Origin of the sequence: Butyrivibrio sp. AE3006 (genome assembly GCF_000424165.1) — a bacterium.
Lineage (GTDB): Bacteria > Bacillota > Clostridia > Lachnospirales > Lachnospiraceae > Butyrivibrio.
The window spans coordinates 153,802-175,498 of record NZ_AUJJ01000008.1 but is presented as its reverse complement, the minus strand read 5'-3'; the positions used below and the strand labels follow the sequence as shown (position 1 = coordinate 175,498).

18 protein-coding genes are annotated in these 21,697 nt (G+C 34.4%); all 18 read right to left on the bottom strand.

The window, feature by feature from the left end:
- Positions 1-53: 53 nt before the first annotated feature.
- Positions 54-1,109, bottom strand: a complete 1,056-nt coding sequence (locus G603_RS0105145; RefSeq protein ID WP_026669526.1) for an acyltransferase family protein — start codon at positions 1,107-1,109, stop codon at positions 54-56.
- 22 nt (positions 1,110-1,131) lie between these two features.
- Positions 1,132-2,205 carry a glycosyltransferase family 4 protein gene (locus G603_RS0105140; protein ID WP_026669525.1) on the bottom strand — a complete coding sequence of 358 codons (1,074 nt, stop codon included), beginning with the start codon at positions 2,203-2,205 and terminating at the stop codon, positions 1,132-1,134.
- 23 nt (positions 2,206-2,228) lie between these two features.
- The gene (locus tag G603_RS0105135; protein ID WP_026669524.1) at positions 2,229-3,353 is read right to left on the bottom strand and encodes a glycosyltransferase; all 1,125 of its coding nucleotides are present in this window, start codon (positions 3,351-3,353) and stop codon (positions 2,229-2,231) included.
- A complete protein-coding gene (locus G603_RS21330; RefSeq protein WP_155832619.1) occupies positions 3,350-4,336 on the bottom strand; it encodes an O-fucosyltransferase family protein in 987 nt (328 codons plus the stop codon). Before G603_RS21330 ends, G603_RS0105135 begins: the two co-directional genes overlap by 4 nt.
- 65 nt (positions 4,337-4,401) lie before the next feature.
- Positions 4,402-5,319 (bottom strand): hypothetical protein, encoded by a 918-nt coding sequence (locus tag G603_RS0105125; protein WP_026669523.1) that lies wholly within the window; start codon positions 5,317-5,319, stop codon positions 4,402-4,404.
- A complete protein-coding gene (locus G603_RS0105120; protein WP_051207486.1) occupies positions 5,316-6,179 on the bottom strand; it encodes an alpha-1,2-fucosyltransferase in 864 nt (287 codons plus the stop codon). The genes G603_RS0105125 and G603_RS0105120 overlap by 4 nt, the downstream gene beginning before the upstream one ends.
- A gap of 38 nt (positions 6,180-6,217) precedes the next feature.
- A complete protein-coding gene (locus tag G603_RS0105115) occupies positions 6,218-7,288 on the bottom strand; it encodes a glycosyltransferase family 2 protein (protein WP_026669521.1) in 1,071 nt (356 codons plus the stop codon).
- Complete coding sequence (locus G603_RS0105110) at positions 7,285-8,502, bottom strand: glycosyltransferase (protein WP_026669520.1); 1,218 nt, start codon at positions 8,500-8,502, stop codon at positions 7,285-7,287. Before G603_RS0105110 ends, G603_RS0105115 begins: the two co-directional genes overlap by 4 nt.
- Positions 8,462-9,589, bottom strand: a complete 1,128-nt coding sequence (locus G603_RS0105105; RefSeq protein WP_026669519.1) for a glycosyltransferase family 4 protein — start codon at positions 9,587-9,589, stop codon at positions 8,462-8,464. Before G603_RS0105105 ends, G603_RS0105110 begins: the two co-directional genes overlap by 41 nt.
- 24 nt (positions 9,590-9,613) lie before the next feature.
- Positions 9,614-10,555, bottom strand: a complete 942-nt coding sequence (locus G603_RS0105100; protein ID WP_035792072.1) for a glycosyltransferase family 2 protein — start codon at positions 10,553-10,555, stop codon at positions 9,614-9,616.
- Positions 10,555-13,179 (bottom strand): YfhO family protein, encoded by a 2,625-nt coding sequence (locus G603_RS0105095; protein WP_026669517.1) that lies wholly within the window; start codon positions 13,177-13,179, stop codon positions 10,555-10,557. The genes G603_RS0105100 and G603_RS0105095 overlap by 1 nt, the downstream gene beginning before the upstream one ends.
- 32 nt (positions 13,180-13,211) lie before the next feature.
- Positions 13,212-13,757 (bottom strand): GNAT family N-acetyltransferase, encoded by a 546-nt coding sequence (locus G603_RS19295; protein WP_051207484.1) that lies wholly within the window; start codon positions 13,755-13,757, stop codon positions 13,212-13,214.
- A gap of 23 nt (positions 13,758-13,780) precedes the next feature.
- On the bottom strand, positions 13,781-16,216 hold the full coding sequence (locus G603_RS0105085; protein WP_026669516.1) for a glycosyltransferase: 2,436 nt from the start codon (positions 16,214-16,216) through the stop codon (positions 13,781-13,783).
- Between the two features lie 48 nt (positions 16,217-16,264).
- The gene (locus G603_RS0105080) at positions 16,265-16,999 is read right to left on the bottom strand and encodes an ABC transporter ATP-binding protein (protein ID WP_026669515.1); all 735 of its coding nucleotides are present in this window, start codon (positions 16,997-16,999) and stop codon (positions 16,265-16,267) included.
- A 12-nt stretch (positions 17,000-17,011) separates the two neighbouring features.
- Positions 17,012-17,800, bottom strand: a complete 789-nt coding sequence (locus tag G603_RS0105075) for an ABC transporter permease (RefSeq protein ID WP_242834839.1) — start codon at positions 17,798-17,800, stop codon at positions 17,012-17,014.
- A gap of 8 nt (positions 17,801-17,808) precedes the next feature.
- Entirely contained in the window at positions 17,809-18,312 is a 504-nt protein-coding gene (locus G603_RS0105070; protein WP_026669513.1) for a GNAT family N-acetyltransferase, read from the bottom strand.
- An 8-nt stretch (positions 18,313-18,320) separates the two neighbouring features.
- Positions 18,321-19,457 (bottom strand): DegT/DnrJ/EryC1/StrS family aminotransferase, encoded by a 1,137-nt coding sequence (locus G603_RS0105065; protein WP_026669512.1) that lies wholly within the window; start codon positions 19,455-19,457, stop codon positions 18,321-18,323.
- A 10-nt stretch (positions 19,458-19,467) separates the two neighbouring features.
- The gene (locus G603_RS0105060) at positions 19,468-21,684 is read right to left on the bottom strand and encodes a glycosyltransferase (protein WP_026669511.1); all 2,217 of its coding nucleotides are present in this window, start codon (positions 21,682-21,684) and stop codon (positions 19,468-19,470) included.
- Positions 21,685-21,697: the final 13 nt, after the last annotated feature.

Below are 21,697 nucleotides of genomic sequence, written 5' to 3'. Positions count from 1 at the left end.
ATAAGTAATCATTCTTAGCTGCAATGCAGAATAAATCATCTCGTAATGAGTGCTCATTTCTCTAAATTTTTTCTAAATGTAGAAACACTGTATTTCACTATGTTAGCCAAAAAAGCACTCATTATAAAAGTTATTAATAGTATCACCTTACCATCAAAACTTTGGGCCAAACATCTAAATACTAACAATATCAAAAAATGAAACAGATAAAACTCATATGAACAATTGCCCATCCATACCAAAAAGGCATTTGAAAAGCATCTTTTTATATAATTTCCTTTATATAATAAAACAACTACTATTCCCGCACCAACCGCCATTATATAATCATTAACCATTTCATTCTCAATTTCAAAAATATACTTAACATCTAGCATTAAAATACTTACTACTATCAAGCAGACTTCAACTACTTTTGACATTTGATTCTCACTATTAGATGATACAATTTTTTGAGCTACTGCTCCTATAATTGCCATTGTCATTATATGAAAATTCACAATAGGGAAATCTAATACTTCAAATAGTACCGAAACAAATCCAAACAAACCAAAAACTAAAATCTCAACATTGTACTTCATTCCTTTGATTCGAGTTTTTAGCTTATTCCATCCCCACATGAGTGCCCCATAGAAAACCATGATATTTACTTCTATTCGTACAGTCCAAGTAGGTGGATTTATAAGTTTATAGTCTCCAACTAAAAATAAATATTTTATAAAATTTAATACTGAAACTCGTTCCTGCCAAAATCCATTGGCAAACGCCTTTACGCCATTAAATGTATTTAATCCTACCGTATTGCATAAAATGACGCCTACCACACACGATATCCAAAACTCCGGCAAAAGTCTTTTACTTCTTTTATAAATAAATTTCCAATATCCTAATCTTTTATCAAACTGCTTACAAATATAAAATCCACTTAATACAAAAAAAATTACTACAGATATTGAACCATCAAAACAAAGATTTATAGGTTTTAGTTGCCTTATGCAATCTATAGTCTGTACTGAATACATACTAGCAAAATGCCCTAAGAACACTACGCAGCTTGCAATTCCTCTAAGACCTTGTATCGATTTATTTTTTTCTTCTTTTCTATTCATAATGGCAAAGACATTCCTCTCTTCACCTTAATACTTTTTTATAGCATTCTAATGTCTGCTCAGCAGTATTTTCCCAATCAAATTTCACAAGTTGTTCAGCCCCTCTCCTTACCAGTTCTTGCCGAAATTTTTCATTCTCAAGCAAACTTTTAACTCCATTACAGATACTTGTAGTCTCTTCTGGATTAATATATATCACAGCATCTCCTCCCACTTCAGGCAAAGAACTAGTATTACTGAGCACTACTGGACAGCCACATGAAAACGCCTCCAAAACAGGGATTCCAAAGCCTTCATATAATGATGGAAACACGAAACAAACAGCATTAGAGTATGCATAATTCAGAATGTCGTCATCAACATCCATATGAATAACTTTTTTATTCATTTCTCCATGCATTGTTATCTCATCCTTAGTAAAGGTTCCTCCACCTAAAGACACTAAATATAAATCCTCATATTCAATTAACAAAGGTTTTATCGCTTCAAAAAATTTTGCATAATTTTTATAATGGAATCTATTCCCAACAAATAGTATAAATTTTGAAGGAAATCCCGGCATGTCTTTATTCACTTCATTTGGTATAAAGCTACTACCATGATATATAACCGAAATCTTATCCTCAGGTATTTCAGGATAAAATTCCAAAATATCCTTCTTTGTGTTTTCAGAAACAGCAATGATATGATCCGCATGTTGAATCATCTTCTTTTTATTACTGATAGTATATGAATCCTGAAGTGTATCAAAAAACAATTCATGTATCATATCATGAATTGTTACTATCAATTTACCATTACCTTTTCCAATAATATAAGGATTATAAAAAGTAGGATGAATAATATCATAATTATGTTTTTTAATATCACATACAGTATAAATTTGATTAAAAAATTGCTTTGCCGGTATTTTAGAATAAATTGGTCGATATGTACTATTAAAAACAGCTTCAAAATAAGAATTCTTATTAAACCAACAATGTGCCGAGACCTCGACTGACTTCTGATTTAGGCGCTTATATAATTCATAATGGTAGCGGGATACTCCTCCATATTTCTGAAACAATAACGCTTGATAATCAAATAAAACTTTCATAAAGAACTCCCTATGGTTTCAGATTAAAGCACATTTTTTAAAGCTGCTTCCATCTCTTTAGAAAATGTTCTCATATTTATTTTTGTCTGTACCAATTCATATGTTTTTCTACTTTCTTCCATGATATGATGCATGTCCCAGTTTGATAATTCTATTACTTTCTCCTTTATAGTCTCCAATTTACAATTATCCAACAATATCGCTTCATCTTCATCATATCCACATTCTCTACTGCAAACAGGAATTAGCCCCTTAGACATACATGCAGCTATCGCTCCTGCCCTAGCTTCAGAACAAGAAGGAAGAATTGTAAAACAGCATTTGCTCGAAATCCCGTCAAATTCTTTAGATGAAATATTAATAAATCCAATAGGATGTATATTTTCACAACATGTCAATTCTCTTTTATATTCTTCAAAAAAGTCCCTCTCCTTTTCGAAATTGCCACATACAAACAATTCCGCACAAAAGTCTTTTTCAGAAAATATTTCCAGAAGCAAATCCAATCCCTTATGTACACAACCGGCACTCCCAAAATATAAAAAGCAATTTGACTTCTTGCGTTTTATATCAAATGAATACTCAAACTCATAACCAGTATTATGCACAGAAAAACATTTAGGTAATTTAAACTCATCCTTATATGTCGCCAAATTAAACTCATTGCCAATAATAATCAGTTCATCAAAATTCTCTAACTCTTTAGGATATCTCGGAACTTGTCTGCGAGGAGAAAGCATTACGCCACGTCTTTCTTTTAAATTACCCAGTCTCTCCATTTCGGCTTTATTTGAAAATGTAGGATTACTGCCGGTCATATATACAATTCTTTTAGCATCACTTTTAATCCAATTCTCATAAATAGGATGTTCTTTTATTTGTATTTCAAACAACGCATCATACATTTTATCGAAATGTGCGTTTTCTTCATTAAAATCTATAACATCTACATTATAGCCCAGAGCACCAATAATTCTAGCAATCTCAACTACTTGCATTCCATTCTGATGATACCAATTCTGCTTCCCTCCAAATGGCGCTTTTATATAGCTAATAAGACAATTTTTATCATAATTATCTCTATTAACATTCTTTCGAATAGCCATTATTCCTTTTTTTCTTATCCATTTCTTAATTAACTTAATCATCTTCTCTTATTTTTTGAATTAAATTTCTTCAAATTATTATTCATACCCAGATCAAAAATATAAAGGAACTCAAATTTTTCATCTCTACTATACTTTAATAATTGTGATGCCGTAGCAACTTGAGATACGCCACAAATCAATCCGTCACACTTGCTCAAAAAATAGGCATCCCGTAAAACCTCTAGTCCAAGTCTATACTTGTGCTCAGACCGATTATCTTCTGAAAAAGCAATTGACACGTTTCCGTCTGAACGCATTATATCTTCACAATACGAAAGCTTATCACCTATTTCCTTTTGAAATGCTAAAAGCGCCCTTTCATCATCAGTTGCAAGAAACACACCCTGCATATCTGTTGTATCCAATGTCTCTTTGACAATTTTTATTATTTCATCAAGCTTTTGATTCTTAGGATGTTTGTCATAACCAGCATTAAAATCTGTTCCTCTATAATGAACCCCCAATATTTTTTTATTAGCAATTTTACTTTTCTCTTTCAGAATTTCAAAGTTACAATCAAAATCATTCTGAATATCAGATTTCATCCTTATATACTTCTTAATTATCTCAGTAAATCTGCCAATCATTTTTTCCGTAAGATGATATCCATCAACTCCTTCGAGAAATTCAATCCATTGTCCATACTCAGGTTTAGATACAATTACATTCTTAGCTTTATCAACAGCCACTTCTTTCCCAATGGGTTCAAAATAATATTCAAAAGGATTTTCATTTAGCCTGGAGGGTTCAAAATATAAATAATCTTGCCCATATCTCACACACGGAATAAAACCATAATCATCTGCAAAAGCCAGATTTTCAATCAATGTCTTAAACTCTGCAAAAAAGCCATATCCACGCCCTGCCTCTTTTATTTCATAAATAACTTCTCCAAAATGTTTATCCCCTCGATGCTCCATATGCAACTCATCTGGATTGCCATGAATCGGAATATACTCTCCAATCTTCTTTTCATTTCCCAAAAGGCCTGCTACAAACAGTTTTCCACTATGATATATTGCCCTTGCTCGTAATCTTACTCGCTCATTCATTTTCTCAAAAATCGTTTTATACCTTTCTTATTCATCAAATAAACTATCATTTTTACTCTATCACAACGATTTAACAATATATTAGCTATTTCAAAATCAGAAAATGCTGTTTTGCTCTCTAAAAATGATTCAAACTTTTCCGGTTCAAGATTTATTAGTTTATTTAATAAATAACTATTTACACATACCCCATGTGTCTTAGTTTTGATTCCAATGCTGATTATATTTTTTACACCGCTGTCCTTAACTAATCCACTTTGTATATGATCATTGTTTACTGCATCTCTATTCTTAGCGGGATAAATATATATATATTTTGTATTCCCCTCACATTTTTTTACAACTGATAATAACTCATAATATTTGCTATAATCTTCGTCATGGCTGTACTTTTCGACTAAAGGCCAAACATTGTAATCAATTTTATTTAATGACCAAAAGCATGAAAATGTAAAAACACAACTAGCTTTCAAGAGTGTTCCTACTAGCGTTGCCATATAGGCTCCTCCGGAACTTCCTAAAGTAATAACTTCGTATCCCTCAGTTTCTTTCTTTAAAAAATCAACAACAGCATCCATTGTAGGCATTTTTTTACTTATCCCTACAACATAAAAACTTTTGGCCACATCTCGCACAAATATATGCTTTGAAGCTCTATTTATTCTATGATTTTTCCATTCGTAAACATTATCCCTGATTACCTTTGCTTCCAACTGTTCTTCTGTATTCGGATAATAAATACCACTACTGGAAAAATAAATTGCGCAAGTCTTTTGTTCACTTTCAATATCAGAATATTCAATTTCATAATTATTTAAAGCATATGCCTTTTCCCATATTTTTCCACTAGTAATACTTTGTTTCGTTCCATTTACACTGCTCTTTGCAGAATTCATTAAATAATTAGTTATCATATTCTTATCCAATCGCTTGGTATAATGTCTTCTCCACGAATTCCGTTCACCCATCGCTTTGGTGCCACAGTTATTGAATCATCATAATTACCCAAAAAAGCGCCCCACCAACTAAATGAGCTATTTGCAATTATATGATGCTGACACAAACTCATTAAATATAAATCTTTATATCCTTCATCTTCAGGATACCCATTTGTATATGTAATATCGTCATCATCCCCAAGAATTATTTTTGCCTGATCTATATCATTTGAAAACACATAGAAATGCGTTTTTTCATCTGTCCGCTTTTGAATTCTGTCCTTAATATGCTTAATTGCCTCTTTATAATACTCTTCAGTACATATTCCACCATATAAATCGGGACGAAGTAAGTAATCACCTAACCTAACATGAATCGAGACTGAGTTGTTATCTTTTTTTATTCTATCTACAATTTCATCTGAAATATTTCCAAATGATATCTTCTCCCTAATTTCTTCTGCTACATTTTCGAAGTATTTATAACTCTGCCAATAACCATCAAAATACCCCTTGTCAGTATCAAACACTTTAGGGTCATAAAAGTTTTCTCTCTGTCTATAGTATGTTTTCTTTCCTATACGCTTTATTATGGCTTTTGCCACAGGATCTCTTGGATGACAATATAACTTGATTATATCCCAGACATTTGCCTCATCCACATCAATTCCCAGGAAAGGTAATTGATAATTTCTTCCTTTACTATACTTTGTGAATGCTGAGATATCCGCATAAGTATCATATCCCTTATCCTTAAATGACATATACAAAGCATATTGGAATAATTGGTTTCCCAATCCTCCCCATATTCGAACGATATGTTTATTATCTGTCATTTTTTAAATCTTCCTCTTTAAATGTTTTCAAATTGCTATTAGTAATTCGTAGTTAACCGTATCATCCAATATGCTACAAAGAATCTTTTTTTAATCATCAAATGGGCAAATAACTTAGATGGAAAACAATATTCTGATACGGAACAGCTTTCAATGCATTTCTCATACCCTTTCAATGCCATAGCTTCTAATATCTTTCTTTTGGCATCCTTGAAGCCATTAGGATTAAGCTGTAACTCTTTCTTCATGAACAAGAAGTACATAGACAATCTATCTGCTAAAATCTGCTTTCTGTACTCATATCCATATTTCTCAGCAAGCTTATCAATTGCATCATAGAGAACCTCTAATCTGTTAAATACTCCATCAATATACCCCCCGGTCACAGACTGATTGTTCCTATAATAATGGTATGAGCATAATTCATTATCACATATCACAATTTGAGAATTTAGTATAGCTACAAATACAGTAATCCAATCTTCACCCATCAAAACATTATCAGGTATATCATCAATATATTTTATAAGTGTCTCCCGCCAAAAACATTTGCTCCATCTTGACTTCAATACCAATTCTGATTGCATATCACCATTGGAGAACAGACCTGGATAAATTCTACTTAGTATTTCATCCCTATTATATAGACCTGATGATAATCTATTACGAATAATGCTAGTTTTTTGGTTATCCTTTTCAATCTGAGCACCAAATAAGAATATATCAGCAGAAACTTCTTCAATATGAATTCTTACTTTATCAACATAATCTTTTTCATAATAGTCATCAGCATCACAAGAAGCTATATAACTCCCATCTGCTGCTAAGACTCCATTCTTCCATGCCCTTGTTACCCCTGTATTATCCTGATGAAGCACTTTAACTCTTATATCATTTTCAGCAATCCTGTCACAGATTTCTGATGTTCCATCCACAGATCCATCATCAACAAGAATGAGTTGTATATTACTAAAAGTCTGATTTAGTATACTTCTAGCTGCTCTTTCTACTGTTTTCACGCAATTAAAGCACGGAACAACAAAACTAATTAAAGGCTCTCCACTTTTTATATTTAAATTGTTTTGGATACTATTAACATTAGTCATCATTCAACACACTCTAACCATTCCTGTGCCATATGCTCAATGGTTATATCTGCAGCTCTTTTCCTGCTCTTTTCTGCATATTTTTGCTTTAGTTCATCATCACATAGCATAGTCTCTATTGCCTCCGCCAATATGTTTTCTTCTTTAGTTATTTCTGCTTTGGCATTAAAATATGTCCCACAACATACGGGGACAATTAGTCCATAATCAGCGTGTTCTATGTCTGCTTTGTTCTTATAACCATTATCAGTATTAGGTGCCAAAATCTCTCGTGCTCCAGATTCAAAGTCCGATGCTATACATGGTAATCCACAACACATAGCCTCTATTATGCTATTGGGGAAGCCTTCGTACATCGAAGGCATCACATACACATCTGCTTTTGCCAATATTTTGAACGGATTATCGCAAAAGCCACCTAGAATCACATTATCTGTAAGCTCCAGTTCTTTTATAAGCTTCTCAAGATAGCCTCTTAGATCTCCCTCGCCTAAGATAAGGAGTTTAAAGTTTATTCCTCTACTTTTTAATAGAGAAAGACTTCTAATGAGATGCCAATGTCCTTTTGACGGATCAAGGCGCCCCATTGCAACTATTATATTATCTCCCTCAAGCCACTTTTCCTCTTTTTCGGTGAGTGGCTCAGCTACCTTTCTTCTGATCTGATCTCTATCACAGCCATTATAAATAACTTTTATCTTCTGTTTATCTATTCCGTAATTATCTGTAAGATCTGCAGCAACTCCTTTGGATACTGCAATTATTTTATCTGCTTTGTTATATAAAAACCTTATCAGAGGAGCAACTATATATTTATATCTGACATCCCGTCCCTGCTTCGTTATATTTGTGTGTACAGATAGGATGGTCATTGAGTATCTGTTTCCACTTAATATATTAGCTACATTCGCGCTGTCCGAAAAGCTGAGTGTCGCGGCATATTCACCGGTTTTCTTAAGCTGTCTTAGTTTTTGTATTCTGCGAGCAAAAGCATATGCCTGATAGAAGAGATTTCTCTTATCCTTTACTGCTGGCAGTCCCAATGTAAGTATCTGCCCCTTATAAGGATAGTCTATAACAGTATCATCATTTAAAAGTATATCGCAGTCATATTCCTCCGATAAATATAGGGACAGATTAGATACTACCCTTTCTGCCCCGCCTTTTGTCAATGTGTTACTTATTAATACTACTTTCTTTTTGGAGTAATCCTTCATATTGGTCTATTTTTGTTTCCCAGTCATAAGACTTAACTTCATCAGAGTCTAATGTAACCTCTTCATTGTATGAATCCATAGTCTCTGATATTGCTTTCCTGATTGCTTCCTTATCTGATACAGGGAAATAGGATGCTTTATCACCCATAAGCTCCCTATGCGCTTTTATATCTGAAACCACAACCTTACACCCACTGCAATAAGCTTCAAGAAGTGTCACCGGACTGTTTTCAAAATAACTTCCGGACATAAAAATCGCTGAAGTAGACAGTATTTTCAGTTGTTCCTTGCTCTTTGATTTTAACCATCCATGGAATATCACATTTCCCTTGAGCCCATTCTCTAAAACAATTCTCTCCAGTTCCTTGCGATAAGGACCATCCCCGACAATTCTAACTTTCCAGTCTCTGAGAATATCCGGTGTCAAAGCACTAAGAATATCCTGCATTCCCTTCGTTTCCTGGATGCGTCCCATAAGTAGAATACTTTTATCTTTTGACGTTGGACAATAGAGCTTGGTATCTATTCCATTTGAGATAACCTGTATCCTATCGTCGCATTCATGATTCATGTTCTTGCATATCAGATTTTTAAGATAGTCCGAGAGGGCTACTGTTGCGCTCGCATCCTTGACTATTGCTCTCCATGGTTTCTTCAATAATGCGTACAGAGCACCGAATCTCTTATTATTATGTCCGGGCACATCACTGCCGTGGGCCGTAAGAACATATGGTAATCCATACTTCCTCTTGAGGTATCTAGCTACAACACCGGTTGGTATTATAAAATGAACATGCGCAATATCATAGTGATTAGTCTTAAGACTAGTATTCAAATACTTTATTGTAGATATGATATAAGTCAGCTGCTCCCACGGGTGGCACACAAACTTTTCTTTTCGAAGGCACTTTACTCTGTGAATATGCATGCCTTCTACAATCTCATCCTCCAGGAGATCTTTGAATCCCATGGTGACTACTTCCACTGAATGCCCTCTGCAAACCAACCTCTTACTGATATCGTAGGATACAGATGCTCCACCCCCTCCAATCGGAGGAAATTCATAATTTAATACAAGGATTTTCATTAGTCTATCTCTATCCTAAGGGTATCAATCTTTATCATCAAAGTCCTCAATTGCCTTTACATTATATGGCACATCTACATGAACACCAAAGTATGTCTTCATTAGTATCTCGCTCATGAGTCCGAATATTACCATTATTAAGCCAATTATTACAAAAAAGATGGTCAACAGCGGCGGAAAAATATTCTGAGACATTTTCCTCCCCATTGCAAACAGTACAATTGACCATATGCCACAGCCAAATCCCAGCAATTCAAATAGCATACCCATTCCGCCAAGAAGATGTAACGGTCTTGTTGCATACTTGTTCCAGAACCATACAGAGATCATATCTACAAATCCCTTGATTGTTCTCTTCCAATTATATTTAGTATAACCGGAAGTTCTGGGTCTGTGGTTTACCACTACTTCACCTATCTTGAATCCCTTGATTTTGAGGATTGCAGGAATGAATCTGTGCTGTTCACCGTAAAGACTTATGCCTTTGAAGCATTCTTTCTTATATACCTTTAAGGAACAACCACTGTCATGAATCCCATCATGCACAAGAAGGTATCTTAAAAAGTTAGCTCCTCTTGAAACAAAGCGTTTCATGAAGGTATCCTTGCGGTTTTTCCTCCAGCCGGACACAACATCCACATCTTCTTTTTGCATATACTCTATCATCTGAGGAATATCCGCTGGATCATTCTGACCATCACCATCCATGGTCACGATATAGTCATACTGCGCAGCTTTGATTCCTGCATCCATGGCAGCTGTCTGACCAAAGTTCTTGCGCATACTTATAAGTTTAAGTGGTTTCAATGTACGACACACTTTATCAGTGCCATCTGACGACCCATCATTTACAAAGATAATCTCGTATGTGTAGCCATTTGTCTCACATACGTCCTTTATTTCTTTATGAAGATTGGCGATATTGCCTTCCTCATTATAAACCGGTACTACTATTGATACTCTCATCAAACTACCTTCCTTCCAACAAATCTCCATTTATTAGCATTTATTGATTCGTTTAACCCGATAATTACTGCAAGAACCGCCAATACAATAAAATATAGTCGCTTATATATATCCTTTTTTACAGACTTAAACCAGGAAATTTCAGGATACTCAAATACCAAGGTGTGTTCACCTTTGGTAATCATCGTCCCTAAAAAGCCTTTATTAACCTTAAATGTATCCACATTTTCCCCATCGATACTTACTTTCCATGTTGTATCCCAGGGTATAGATGTAGCCATTACACCATCATATTCAGACGAAATACTACCAACAATTTTATGTCTATCATAGCTGGCAAACTTCATACCATTATCCTGAAGCTTATTGATTGATTCAGTTATAGTATGATAATACTCTTCCGCATTATATTTTCGTACATTCAAATACTTAATATGCTCAAGTACCCAGTAATCATAACGCAGTTGTATATCTGAATCCGGACATATCTCAACAGGAGACATAACCTCGTAATAAATGGGTTTTTCCTCGTTCATTTCATTAGTGTAATATATGGTTGTTGTATCCGGTAAATCGTCAATATTATACACCTCTGCCTGTAGTACATAAACGGTGTTAGGAGAAGCGGGGAGAGTAATTACTCCACCACTCTCATTTAAATCAATATTTCTACTATCAAGCACTTTCAAATTGGACAGATCATTTTCACCAATGCAGGAAATATCTTCCCTTTTTTCGTCCAATAAAACACCCTGCAAAACAGCTCTATTGCGTTCTTGTATTGTCATATGCTCAAAATCGTCTGCATCAATCTGTTCATTATATACATAGGCTAATGGAAGAGAAAGAGAATTAGTATATATACCATCTCCAATTTCCTTATTTTTTTCCAAACCATATTCTATTTTAGGTCGATCTTCTAAAGCTGAATACTTTACTCCCAATAATGCATTAGCATAAATATTAGCAGATGTTCCCATCTGATATACGCCATATGATTCAGGCAGGCCAAATGATCTATAGAAATCCAAAACACCACTTGATAATCCTAGTCCGCCAATATAATCCTCAAGTCCATTGTATTCCCCCACAAGTGCTCCACAAAAGCATATATTTATTGGATAATAACTTTCTATTCTGTACCATGACTTATCTTTTTCTGTAATAGACTTAGTTCCATTATCAAAAAAGGCCTCTAGCTGATCGTCAGAGAATGTCTCTCTATCATTAACTACATTCCATGAAACAGTTATGGTCTCGACACATAATAACAATAACATCAAATAGGCAGCCTTCTCATTTCTGGTTTTGCCATATATGTTTATTATAATAGCATATAGCATTATTAGACTCATGCTGATCCAAAAGTCACTTATACGTGCAACTTTTTCATCCCAAAGAATAAGTAGCATTATAACCGTGTATATAATTATTGTTCCATTAAAGACCCAAATGCTTTTGCTTTTTATTCTTCCCCTCTCTATGTTGTATAAAAATATAGTTACACAAAATAAATTAGCTAATGAAATCCAATATGAAGTAAGTTTATATCCCATTTCATTAAATGCAAAACCATTAAATGCGATATTCACTACCGGAACACATAAATACAATATTGAGAAAGCATAAAGAAATCCAAAAAAGCATTTCTGCACTCTGTCCAAATTATAAAATGCCACAGGAACCAGCAAAAACAAAAGAATACCACAATACAGAGCAGGCCCTCCTAATAGATTATTTGAACCTATATAATCTATAAAAATGCCACCTATACTCTGACCAACAGTTCTCTCAAATGCCTCCTCCAAATAGGATATTTCTATCCCTTCGTACCACTTTGGTAACAGACTCAACCAATTATTGAGATTTCCACTGAATCTTTCGGACGAAAAGACTGAACCCAATTTGCTTAATACAAATATACCCGCAGCACATAGAAATCCACCAATAACACACAATACTCTTCTAATATTCAGGTGTTTTATATATATCAATCTAATAACCAAATATATGAGCAACATTGCTCCATATTCAATCGAATAGAATGTTCCCAATTCACTGTATGAAATAAATAACGAACTGTATAGAAATAGAAAATTAAATATACAAATATTATTAAGTAATCTCTCAGCAAGGTATAGATTTAGAGCCACCAAAATTGCAACATTGGGATATGATATCCATGCTGCCCTTGTAATGAGCATTGCATTGAATTCGTATCCCAATACTAAAATCATTGCCTTTATTCCGGTAATTCCAATTTCCTTTGTCCAAAGATACATTAGAACTCCAGATGCAATTATCTTAATTACAATGCTAACTCCTGATAAATATGCGACTTTGTCAACTCCAAAAAGGCAAAACCAATTCGCTAATCCTAATACTATTGGTCCTTCTGCGCTTCCCAATCCATTCATAAAAGAATATCCAAAGTCATATTCGCCAGAAGCTATTCTGCTTGCTATATGGACCATTTGAGGATAAGTCTGAAAAATATTATCGCTAGCAATATCACCCAGCACAAAGTTAGTTGAACCATTTAGATATTTCCAAAACAAAATAATCGGCAGGCATATTATTATAAATACCAAAAAAAATTCTGTTAATTCTTTTTCTCTTTTCATAATATGTCCCCTCCCTTAATGCCTAGCAGTAATTATAGTTTAAACTCTTCCTGCTTATAATCAGCTTCATATATTACCATTCTATATGCATCATCATAAGTACCATCAATACCTAAAGCTTCTTCCTTTAGAGTATTCTCTACTTTAAATTTTGCACTTTCCAGTAACTGCCTTTCATCCTCGTATCGGGTAAAGACATAAGAATATACTTTATGCATTCCCAATTCCTCAAACGCAATGAATAAAAGCTTTTTAATAGCTAATGACTGGCTTTCGGTATTCCATTCTTCATCATCGCTGGTGAATATGCATAACTCACATCTCCTATTAATTCTATCTATATCCTTCAAATATACAGTTGCTATAGGATATACCACAACACCTGTAAATTCCTCTATTCTCTCAACAATGTATTGTTTATAACGTCCTGTTTCAACCTGTTCGTGAAAAAAAGCTTTGTTAGATTCTAAAGTCACAGGTCTTCTGTTAAAACAGTGCATAGAAACATTTGGACTGTTCCTCCACTTAACAATCAAAACCCCATCTTCTTCTGTTATTGGTCTAAGATATATTTTCATAGTCTCCCTCCTTAAATAGTGCATCAACAATCAGCTAACAATACATTTATGCCCATCCTTTTAATACGCGATATATAGATTTGCCAAAAACGATTGGTTTCACCAAGTGATACTTCAAAAACTCCAATTCCAACACTTCCTTCGTCGTATCGACAGGATATCTCTACATTAAGCATCTTGTTCATCATATTTTCTGCACCTTCCATCTTAAAATATGTCCAATCATTCCATTTAAGTAAGGCAAAAGGTTTTGTCTCATTACATAACTTGTTGCCCTTCATATCCTTAACCGTTACTGTAACTTCTCCAGAAGCGTATTCCTCATAGCACTTTGCAAAGCACAGTCCAATCCTTTGTGGTCTGTATTTTCTACTGGTAATTTTATATTTCCTTTTTTTACGAATCTTACCAGGAAAATTAATAGCCTCATCCATAAATGACCTGGTACTAGAATTGGCTAGTTCCTGCTTTTCTGCTGAAAAAACAGAGTATCTCTTTAGCAAGGCATAATTTGAAGTTGGTTTAATATCTCTCATCACTTCAGAAAAGACTTTTTCAGCAATACTGTAGTTGTTATGCTCACGTGTAAATTCCAGAGCATTACTAAATAAACTTTTTTGTCTATCCTTATCACTAATTAAATCTGTCAGTACATCAGAAATCGTGTCATATTTGTCAATTATTGTAAGACAGTTCTTCAATTCATCAACATTAAATGGTCTTACATTATTTGCAACCAATGTTGCCCCAAGATATAATGCATTCCACATAGCATTAGTGGTTTTAAACTCATTGTTACCTTCATCCTTACCGAAATGCAGTAACACTGAAATATTATACCGTTTTGCATTCTCCAAAATATGCTGAACACTATTGGATGCTTCTAGAAATATCATCTCAATATTTCCAAAATCTTCACCGTTATACTTATCTTTGAATGCACAAACAAGTCTCACTTTTTTATCATTTGCAAATTCCTTGATATGAGGTAATATTTCTGTCTTAAAGAATTCTACTCTTCCGAGTCCACCAAGAAATGCCAGTGTTATCTCATCGCCTTCAAAATGGTTCAAAGAAAAGCCTTCAGTATCAACTACACATGGAAATGTTACTGCTTTATCCTCATCTACGAATCCATGTTCTACAATATAATTTCTAAGAGGATCAGTGGATAGCAAAACTTTATCATATTCCTTCAAGTGTCCATTCTGCCAATTGTATGCTTCTTTTTCAACAGAGCCTCTAAATATACCCTCCAAATACAATGAAACAAAATTATCATCTGCAAAATAGAAGAAGGGTATATTGTACTTCTTGCATAATTCAATATTATTCTGCTTATATTCCTCGACTCTTACTATTAAAGCTGCATCCATATCCAACAGCTCTATTTCGTCATAAACCAGACCTACATATTTAAATACAAAGTCACTATTTCTTTCAGTAAATCTTTGTATGCATAGGCCCATAGTAGCACCCATCTGACCAATTACGCCAATCCTTCTCCTATGACGAAAATCAGTATATTGGCAATTGTCACTTATTTCGTTTGCTATCTTCGAAAACCACTCCTTTTGAGTGAATTTTTTTAGCGCTTCTGTAATAGATTCGACATACATTTTTGAAGCATTCTGGCTATATTCAATTATATCTATATCCTCATAGCCAGATGGAGATAAGTCCATTTCTCTGGATTCAACTTCTCTCTCTAAAGTTGAAAATTCATTAAAATCATAGTTGTTTCCCAGAGAATCACGCAATTTGCATCCTAATTCCGTGCCACCATTGATATTAGTTGAATGTATAAGATAATACTTCTCCACACGTTTCCACAGCATCCAGTCACATACCCTGATCTGAATTATATGTGGATCATAGAGTCCTACTCTTTTATCTTCTAATACGCATCTGTCAACCACAACACCACTGTTAGGTATAAAATTAGCTTGTGCTAGATCAAAAAGCTCAAACTGTGAAGGTGTGCCCATCTCGTCATTCTTTTTGCCATTTTTAAAAAATTGAACTGGACTGACGATCACTTTTGCATCCGTTTCCTGAATATATTCTGTAAGGTTTTTAAGATACTTTTTATCCCATGTGCAATCATCAAAAATGAAGGCTATGTATTTTCCTCTAGCCTTCATAAAACCTTCATATTCGCTAATTGCAGGCAATCCTACATTATAGGTATGCCTGATCGTTTTAACGCGCGAATCTTTTTTCATAAACTTTTTAATTATATCTTCCGTACCATCAGTAGATGCATCATCTATGATTATAAGTTCAAAGTCCTTAAATGTCTGATTTAGTACTGATTCGACACACTTTGCAAACAGACCACTTTGAGCTCTCCTAAATGTAGGTAGCAAAACTGAATAAAGAGGTGCCTTCTCTTCATTTGTAGAATTATTATTATTCCATACCGGCTTACAAATTCTAAGTATGTCTCTGACTTTCATCTTTTGTCCTTTTTGATATAATTGTTAAGTTCCTTACAGTTAATTATCTTAGCCAACAGATGCCTTTAGATACTCTTCTGTTACATATTCTGGATCACCTGACAGCATAATCTTTCCGCCTTCCATCCAGATGCACCTATTACACATTTCTACAGCTGATTCCATACTATGGGTAACAAGAACCATTATCTTAGAATTACTTACCATTCCCTGCAATCTCTCATTGGCTTTTTGAATAAAACCTGCATCGCCGGCAGCGATAATCTCATCTAGCAGAAGAATATCTGGTTCAATTGAGGTGGATATAGAAAATGCCAAACGAACAAACATACCAGAAGAATAGTACTTAACTGGCATATTAAGGTAGTTACCCAACTCAGAAAAATCTGCTATCTCCTGCATCTTTGCATCTATTTCTTTCGGAGTGAGCCCTAGCATCAAACCTCTGAGTCTCATATTATTCCAGCCGGTTTGCTCCATCTCGAAACCGGTAGCAAGCTCAAACATACTTGAAATATTACCTTCAACCGACATTGTGCCTTCTTTTGGAGGATATATTCCTGATATCAATTTAAGGAGCGTACTCTTTCCCGCTCCGTTATGTCCAACTATAGCCAGCCTGTCACCATCCTTAAGTGATAGTGTGATGTTATCCAGGGCTTTTACTTTACCATTCTCAAAGGAACTGAATTTGTTACTGCCCGGCACCAAAATATCCTTTATACTTCTCTGATGCCAAACATTAAATTCTAGCCCGATATTTTTTAATTCAATACTACTCATATATACACCTGTTTATAATTTCATCGCAATTCCGTGATTATTCTTCATAGTAAGAACCGCACTAATCAGGAATGCTATCAGAGTAACAACAAAAACACATCCAAACTCCTGCAAAAACTGCGCATTTACAGCAGTTCCCAAAGCTGGAGTCCTAACTACGTTAATGAAATAATAGAAGGGATTAATTCTATAAACTATGGAATATCCTCTCTCATCCATCATAGCGGTAGTATAGATAATGGGAGTAATGTAAAACAGTCCCTGTAATAACAGACTCTGTAACGGCTGAAAATCTCTAAAATGTATAGTAATCGCACTTGATAGATTTGCAATTGTCATTCCTGCAAGCAAAATAACAATCATTCCAGGAAAAAACCACAGCATCTGAAGTCCAAAACTAGATGGACTAAGAACCAGATAAACTAAAAAGAATGCAATCATGCTATAGATCAGATTAACAAATGCAACTAACACTACTCTTATTGGAAATATCTGCGGACTTACCTGTGTCTGTTTCAAATATCCTTCTGCATTAATATATGCACTTGTTCCTCCATCTGCACTTCCACTAATAAACAGCCATGGATTCAAACCAGAAAAAAGGACCGGGATTAGGCCACTTGGCTCCATGCCATAGATAATAGCATATATAGAACCAATTATGATAGATAATCCCAATGGTGTGATAAGCTGCCACGCTACTCCTAAAACCGAGCGATTATATTTCATCTGCAAATCTTGCTTAACCAAGCTTACCAAAACATATCTGTCTTTATATAAACCTTTAAAATAATTATTCAAATACTTCATCATTCACCTAAACATATAACTACTTTTGTAACAGAATCATTTACTGAGTCTTCAACAAAGCCCGCCCTAAGAAACGACTTCAAACTTGTCTTATTAGTAGAATAGATATTGGCATATAATGAATTCAGTTTTAATTCATTCCTTGCCAATTCTATCAACAACGAAATAGCCGCAGCGCCATAATGTTTGCCCCCGGCTATTTCTCTATCCACTATTATTCTTCCGACTTCAGCAGTTCTTTTATCGGTATCTATATCATATATGCCAATTCCCCCAATATAATTGTCTGAGTTTTTCTCATATATGCTAAACATATATTGGGTATCATCATCTAGATATTTCTTATACCACGCAGCCTGCTGATCGCTTGTTATCTCTTTTCCAGAAAAGAAAAATGAAATGTTATCTTTCCGATTCCTTAGAATTCTATATTTTTCGCTATCTTGTGCAGTCATAGGCGTTAGTTTTACGCCTTCTGACTGCATATTGTAATTATGATTCATAAATCACCTTAGTTTTTTTCCACGAATTCAATTACTTTATCACAAATATACTGTACATCATCATATGTAAGATAAAGATTCATGGGAAGTGTCAAAGTATGATCACTTACATACTCTGCATAAGGACATGTTCCTTTAGCATATGAATACATTCTGTAGTTAGTATTATCAGCATAGTGAACACCAGGGAAAATCTCATTTGCATTTAGGAAAAGCATAAGCTCATCCCTGTTCTCAACAAGAATCTGGAATAAATGGCATGAAGATTCACAGCCATCTTCAATTCTTACAAACTTGATCTTATCAGAATACTTTGAAAGTCTCTCCATGTACCATCTAACAAGCTGACGTCTGTATGCATTATCTCTGTCAAGATACTTAAGCTGTACCTTACCAATAGAAGCCATGATTGAGTTACCGTGAGCCTTGTCGCCTACATACTCTACATCATACTTCCACTTGTAGTTACCCATGTTAGTTGTTCTAGCATATGTATCCTTGTTGATACCAAGCCATGCCTTCTTTCTAACAATCTCATCATAGTTACCGTTCTTGAAGCAAATCATTCCACTATCACCAGTGGGAAGGTTCTTAACAGCTTGGAATGAATAGATAACTACATCTGCTTCTGATCCAGGAATCTCACCGTCAACTCTTGTACCTGCCATATGAGCAGCATCAAGGATAAGCTTAAGGTTATTCTCCTTACAAATTTTAACGATTTCTTTATAGTTACCTGTATTTCCACCAAGTCCAACATACATGATAGCTTTAGTCTTATCTGAGATTCTCTCTCTTACAGATTTAGGATCAAGGCACATTGTATCATCGATATCAGCAAAAACAGCCTTGAGATTTGATTTAAGAATTGCATGGTTGGTTGAAACAAATGTAAGGGGTGTAGTAATTACCTCATCACCGTCCTGCCATCCGTTCTCTTCCTTTAATATCTCAACAGCCAGATATAAACCAATTGTAGAAGAATTAAGATAATGTGCAAAAGGAAGACCTGTATATTCCTTCCATGCATCCTCAAACTGAACAGTCTTAAATCCAAGACCAGTCCAACCAACTTCCAAGCACTCTCTTATTTCTTCAAGACACTCATCTACTTCATATTTTGCTTTAAATAACTGTATAGCCATTTTTACCTCCTTAATACAGCAACTTACGCCAAACAAATCTAATATAATTCATCACTCTAAATGAATGATAATTAACCTTGTGATCAACAGATTTATAGTACCTTATTTCAGGTATTTTGTCACATAGCCTGTCTACTGCATCTTCGATTTTGAAATCTTCTCTAAGATTCTTTTGTGAATTCTCAACCATGCTAAGTCTCAAAGCTTCATTAGTCATTAGTTTTTCTATCGCTTCAGCCCATGAATCCACATCATTCTTAACAAGTATACCATTTACATCATTCTTTACAACCATTCTATATGGATAGACATCAGAATATATTCCTGCTATACCCATTCGAGAATATTCCAAATATTTATTATAATATTTGCAGTTACCAAACTCATTATCTGTAATTATTGCTATTCCTATGTGGCAGCCTTTTTTTTTGACAAATCTTCTATATTCGTCTGCATCAGTAGTCCACGGAATATACTCAGTATTGAATTCACAAGACTCCAGCTGTCCATCCCTAAATCCTGCAAAAACCGCTGTAAAATCAATATTCATTCTATGTAGTTTATTTAATGCTGGTATTATTATTTTTTGTAGGTTATCTTTATGAGATGGTGAACCCGCAAATAATATTTTATACCCTCTGTCAACCTTTACTACATCGTCAAGTTTTACTATTGGTTCAAATACTTTTTCAGTGACAACTTTGATGTCTTTGTTATACTGCAAATACTTTTTACATATATAATCATTTGAAGACCATAGTATATCACAATTATTTAGGCATTTTAGAAGTGCATCGCCTTCAACGGTTCCTTGATAAATACCGTATAAATCATCATCTAAATATAAGACCGTTCTTCTTCCTGCCAAATTAGCTGATTCGGCTATTTTTGACATAAAATACTCTGCACCACGCGTAAAAAAAATGATGTCTGAATCTCGTATATCCCCTGCTGTGACTATTGAGCTGTCTTTACTTTTTAGTATTGCCTCCGTCTTTTGCGCAACCAACTGTAGCATATTTTCCAATAATACGTTGGTAGTCGTATATCCAGCAGTTACTAATAGAATTCGTACCTTTTTATCTTCCATCTTTTTCTTAGTTCTTCTATACTCATATTGCTCAACAAATTCAGTAACATTTTTTCTAAGGCAATTCATAAATATAGTAGGTTTATATTTCACCTTGCCATTATTATCATTATCGTATAAAAACTCCGGAATATTTTTGCTAATCTCCTTCGCCAAGTTTTCATCAGAAAATCTGTCAACGCACAATTTCTGAGCATTTTTTACCATATGTTTTCTTGCTTCAGCATTGTCTATCAGATATTCAATCTTTGAAGTCCATGATTCTACTGAATCGTCCGCCAAAACTCCATTTATACCATCTTCAATTATAAGTTTATATGGGTAATCATTATGATATATTCCAACCACTCCAAGCTTGGTATATTCTATGAATTTATTAAAGTACTTGCATCTATAGAAGTCACCATCCTTCAGCGGAGCAACTGCTATATCATAATGCATACTCTGCATCAAATTGTTATATGCTTCATAGTTGCTTAACCAGGGATAATATTGTGTTTCTGCCAAACAGTCCTTTAATAATGAAGGATCAACTCCCACGCATACAAATCTTATATTTCCACTTTTTTTCTGGACATTATTTATTGCCGGAATAACTCTATCGTTTAGATACTGTGCGTGATCTCCGCTTCCAGCAAATAATATTACTATTCTGCCATCATTGTCCGCGATTGGCTTAAACTGCGTAGCATTAACTGTTACATCTGTTAATGCTGTTCTACCATTAATAATGTACTTTTCATATTTATTAAGGAGTATAGTGTTAGATCCCCACAATACATCGCATAGCGCTAAGCTTTTTTTCAGGTATTCACTATTTCTGGAATAGGTAGTATTAGCCAATACTTGTCTTAATCTGCTGGCATATTCATTCGGAACATTCAATAAATCATCATCCAAATAAACTATTACTTTTTTTCCAGCATCTTTCGCGGCACATATTACACGATAAATCCCAACTTCAAATGGCCTGATTGCAAGTACAGAATCTGCATTTCTAATATCTTCAGTTTTTACCTCAAATACCGGCTTCGAGATTATATTGCGTCCGCTTCTTAGCGAGTAATTCTTCATTAATCCACATATCAAATCAACAGTCGGTATTTGGGCAGTATAAACTATTAAAACGTTTCCCATATAACTTCTTTCG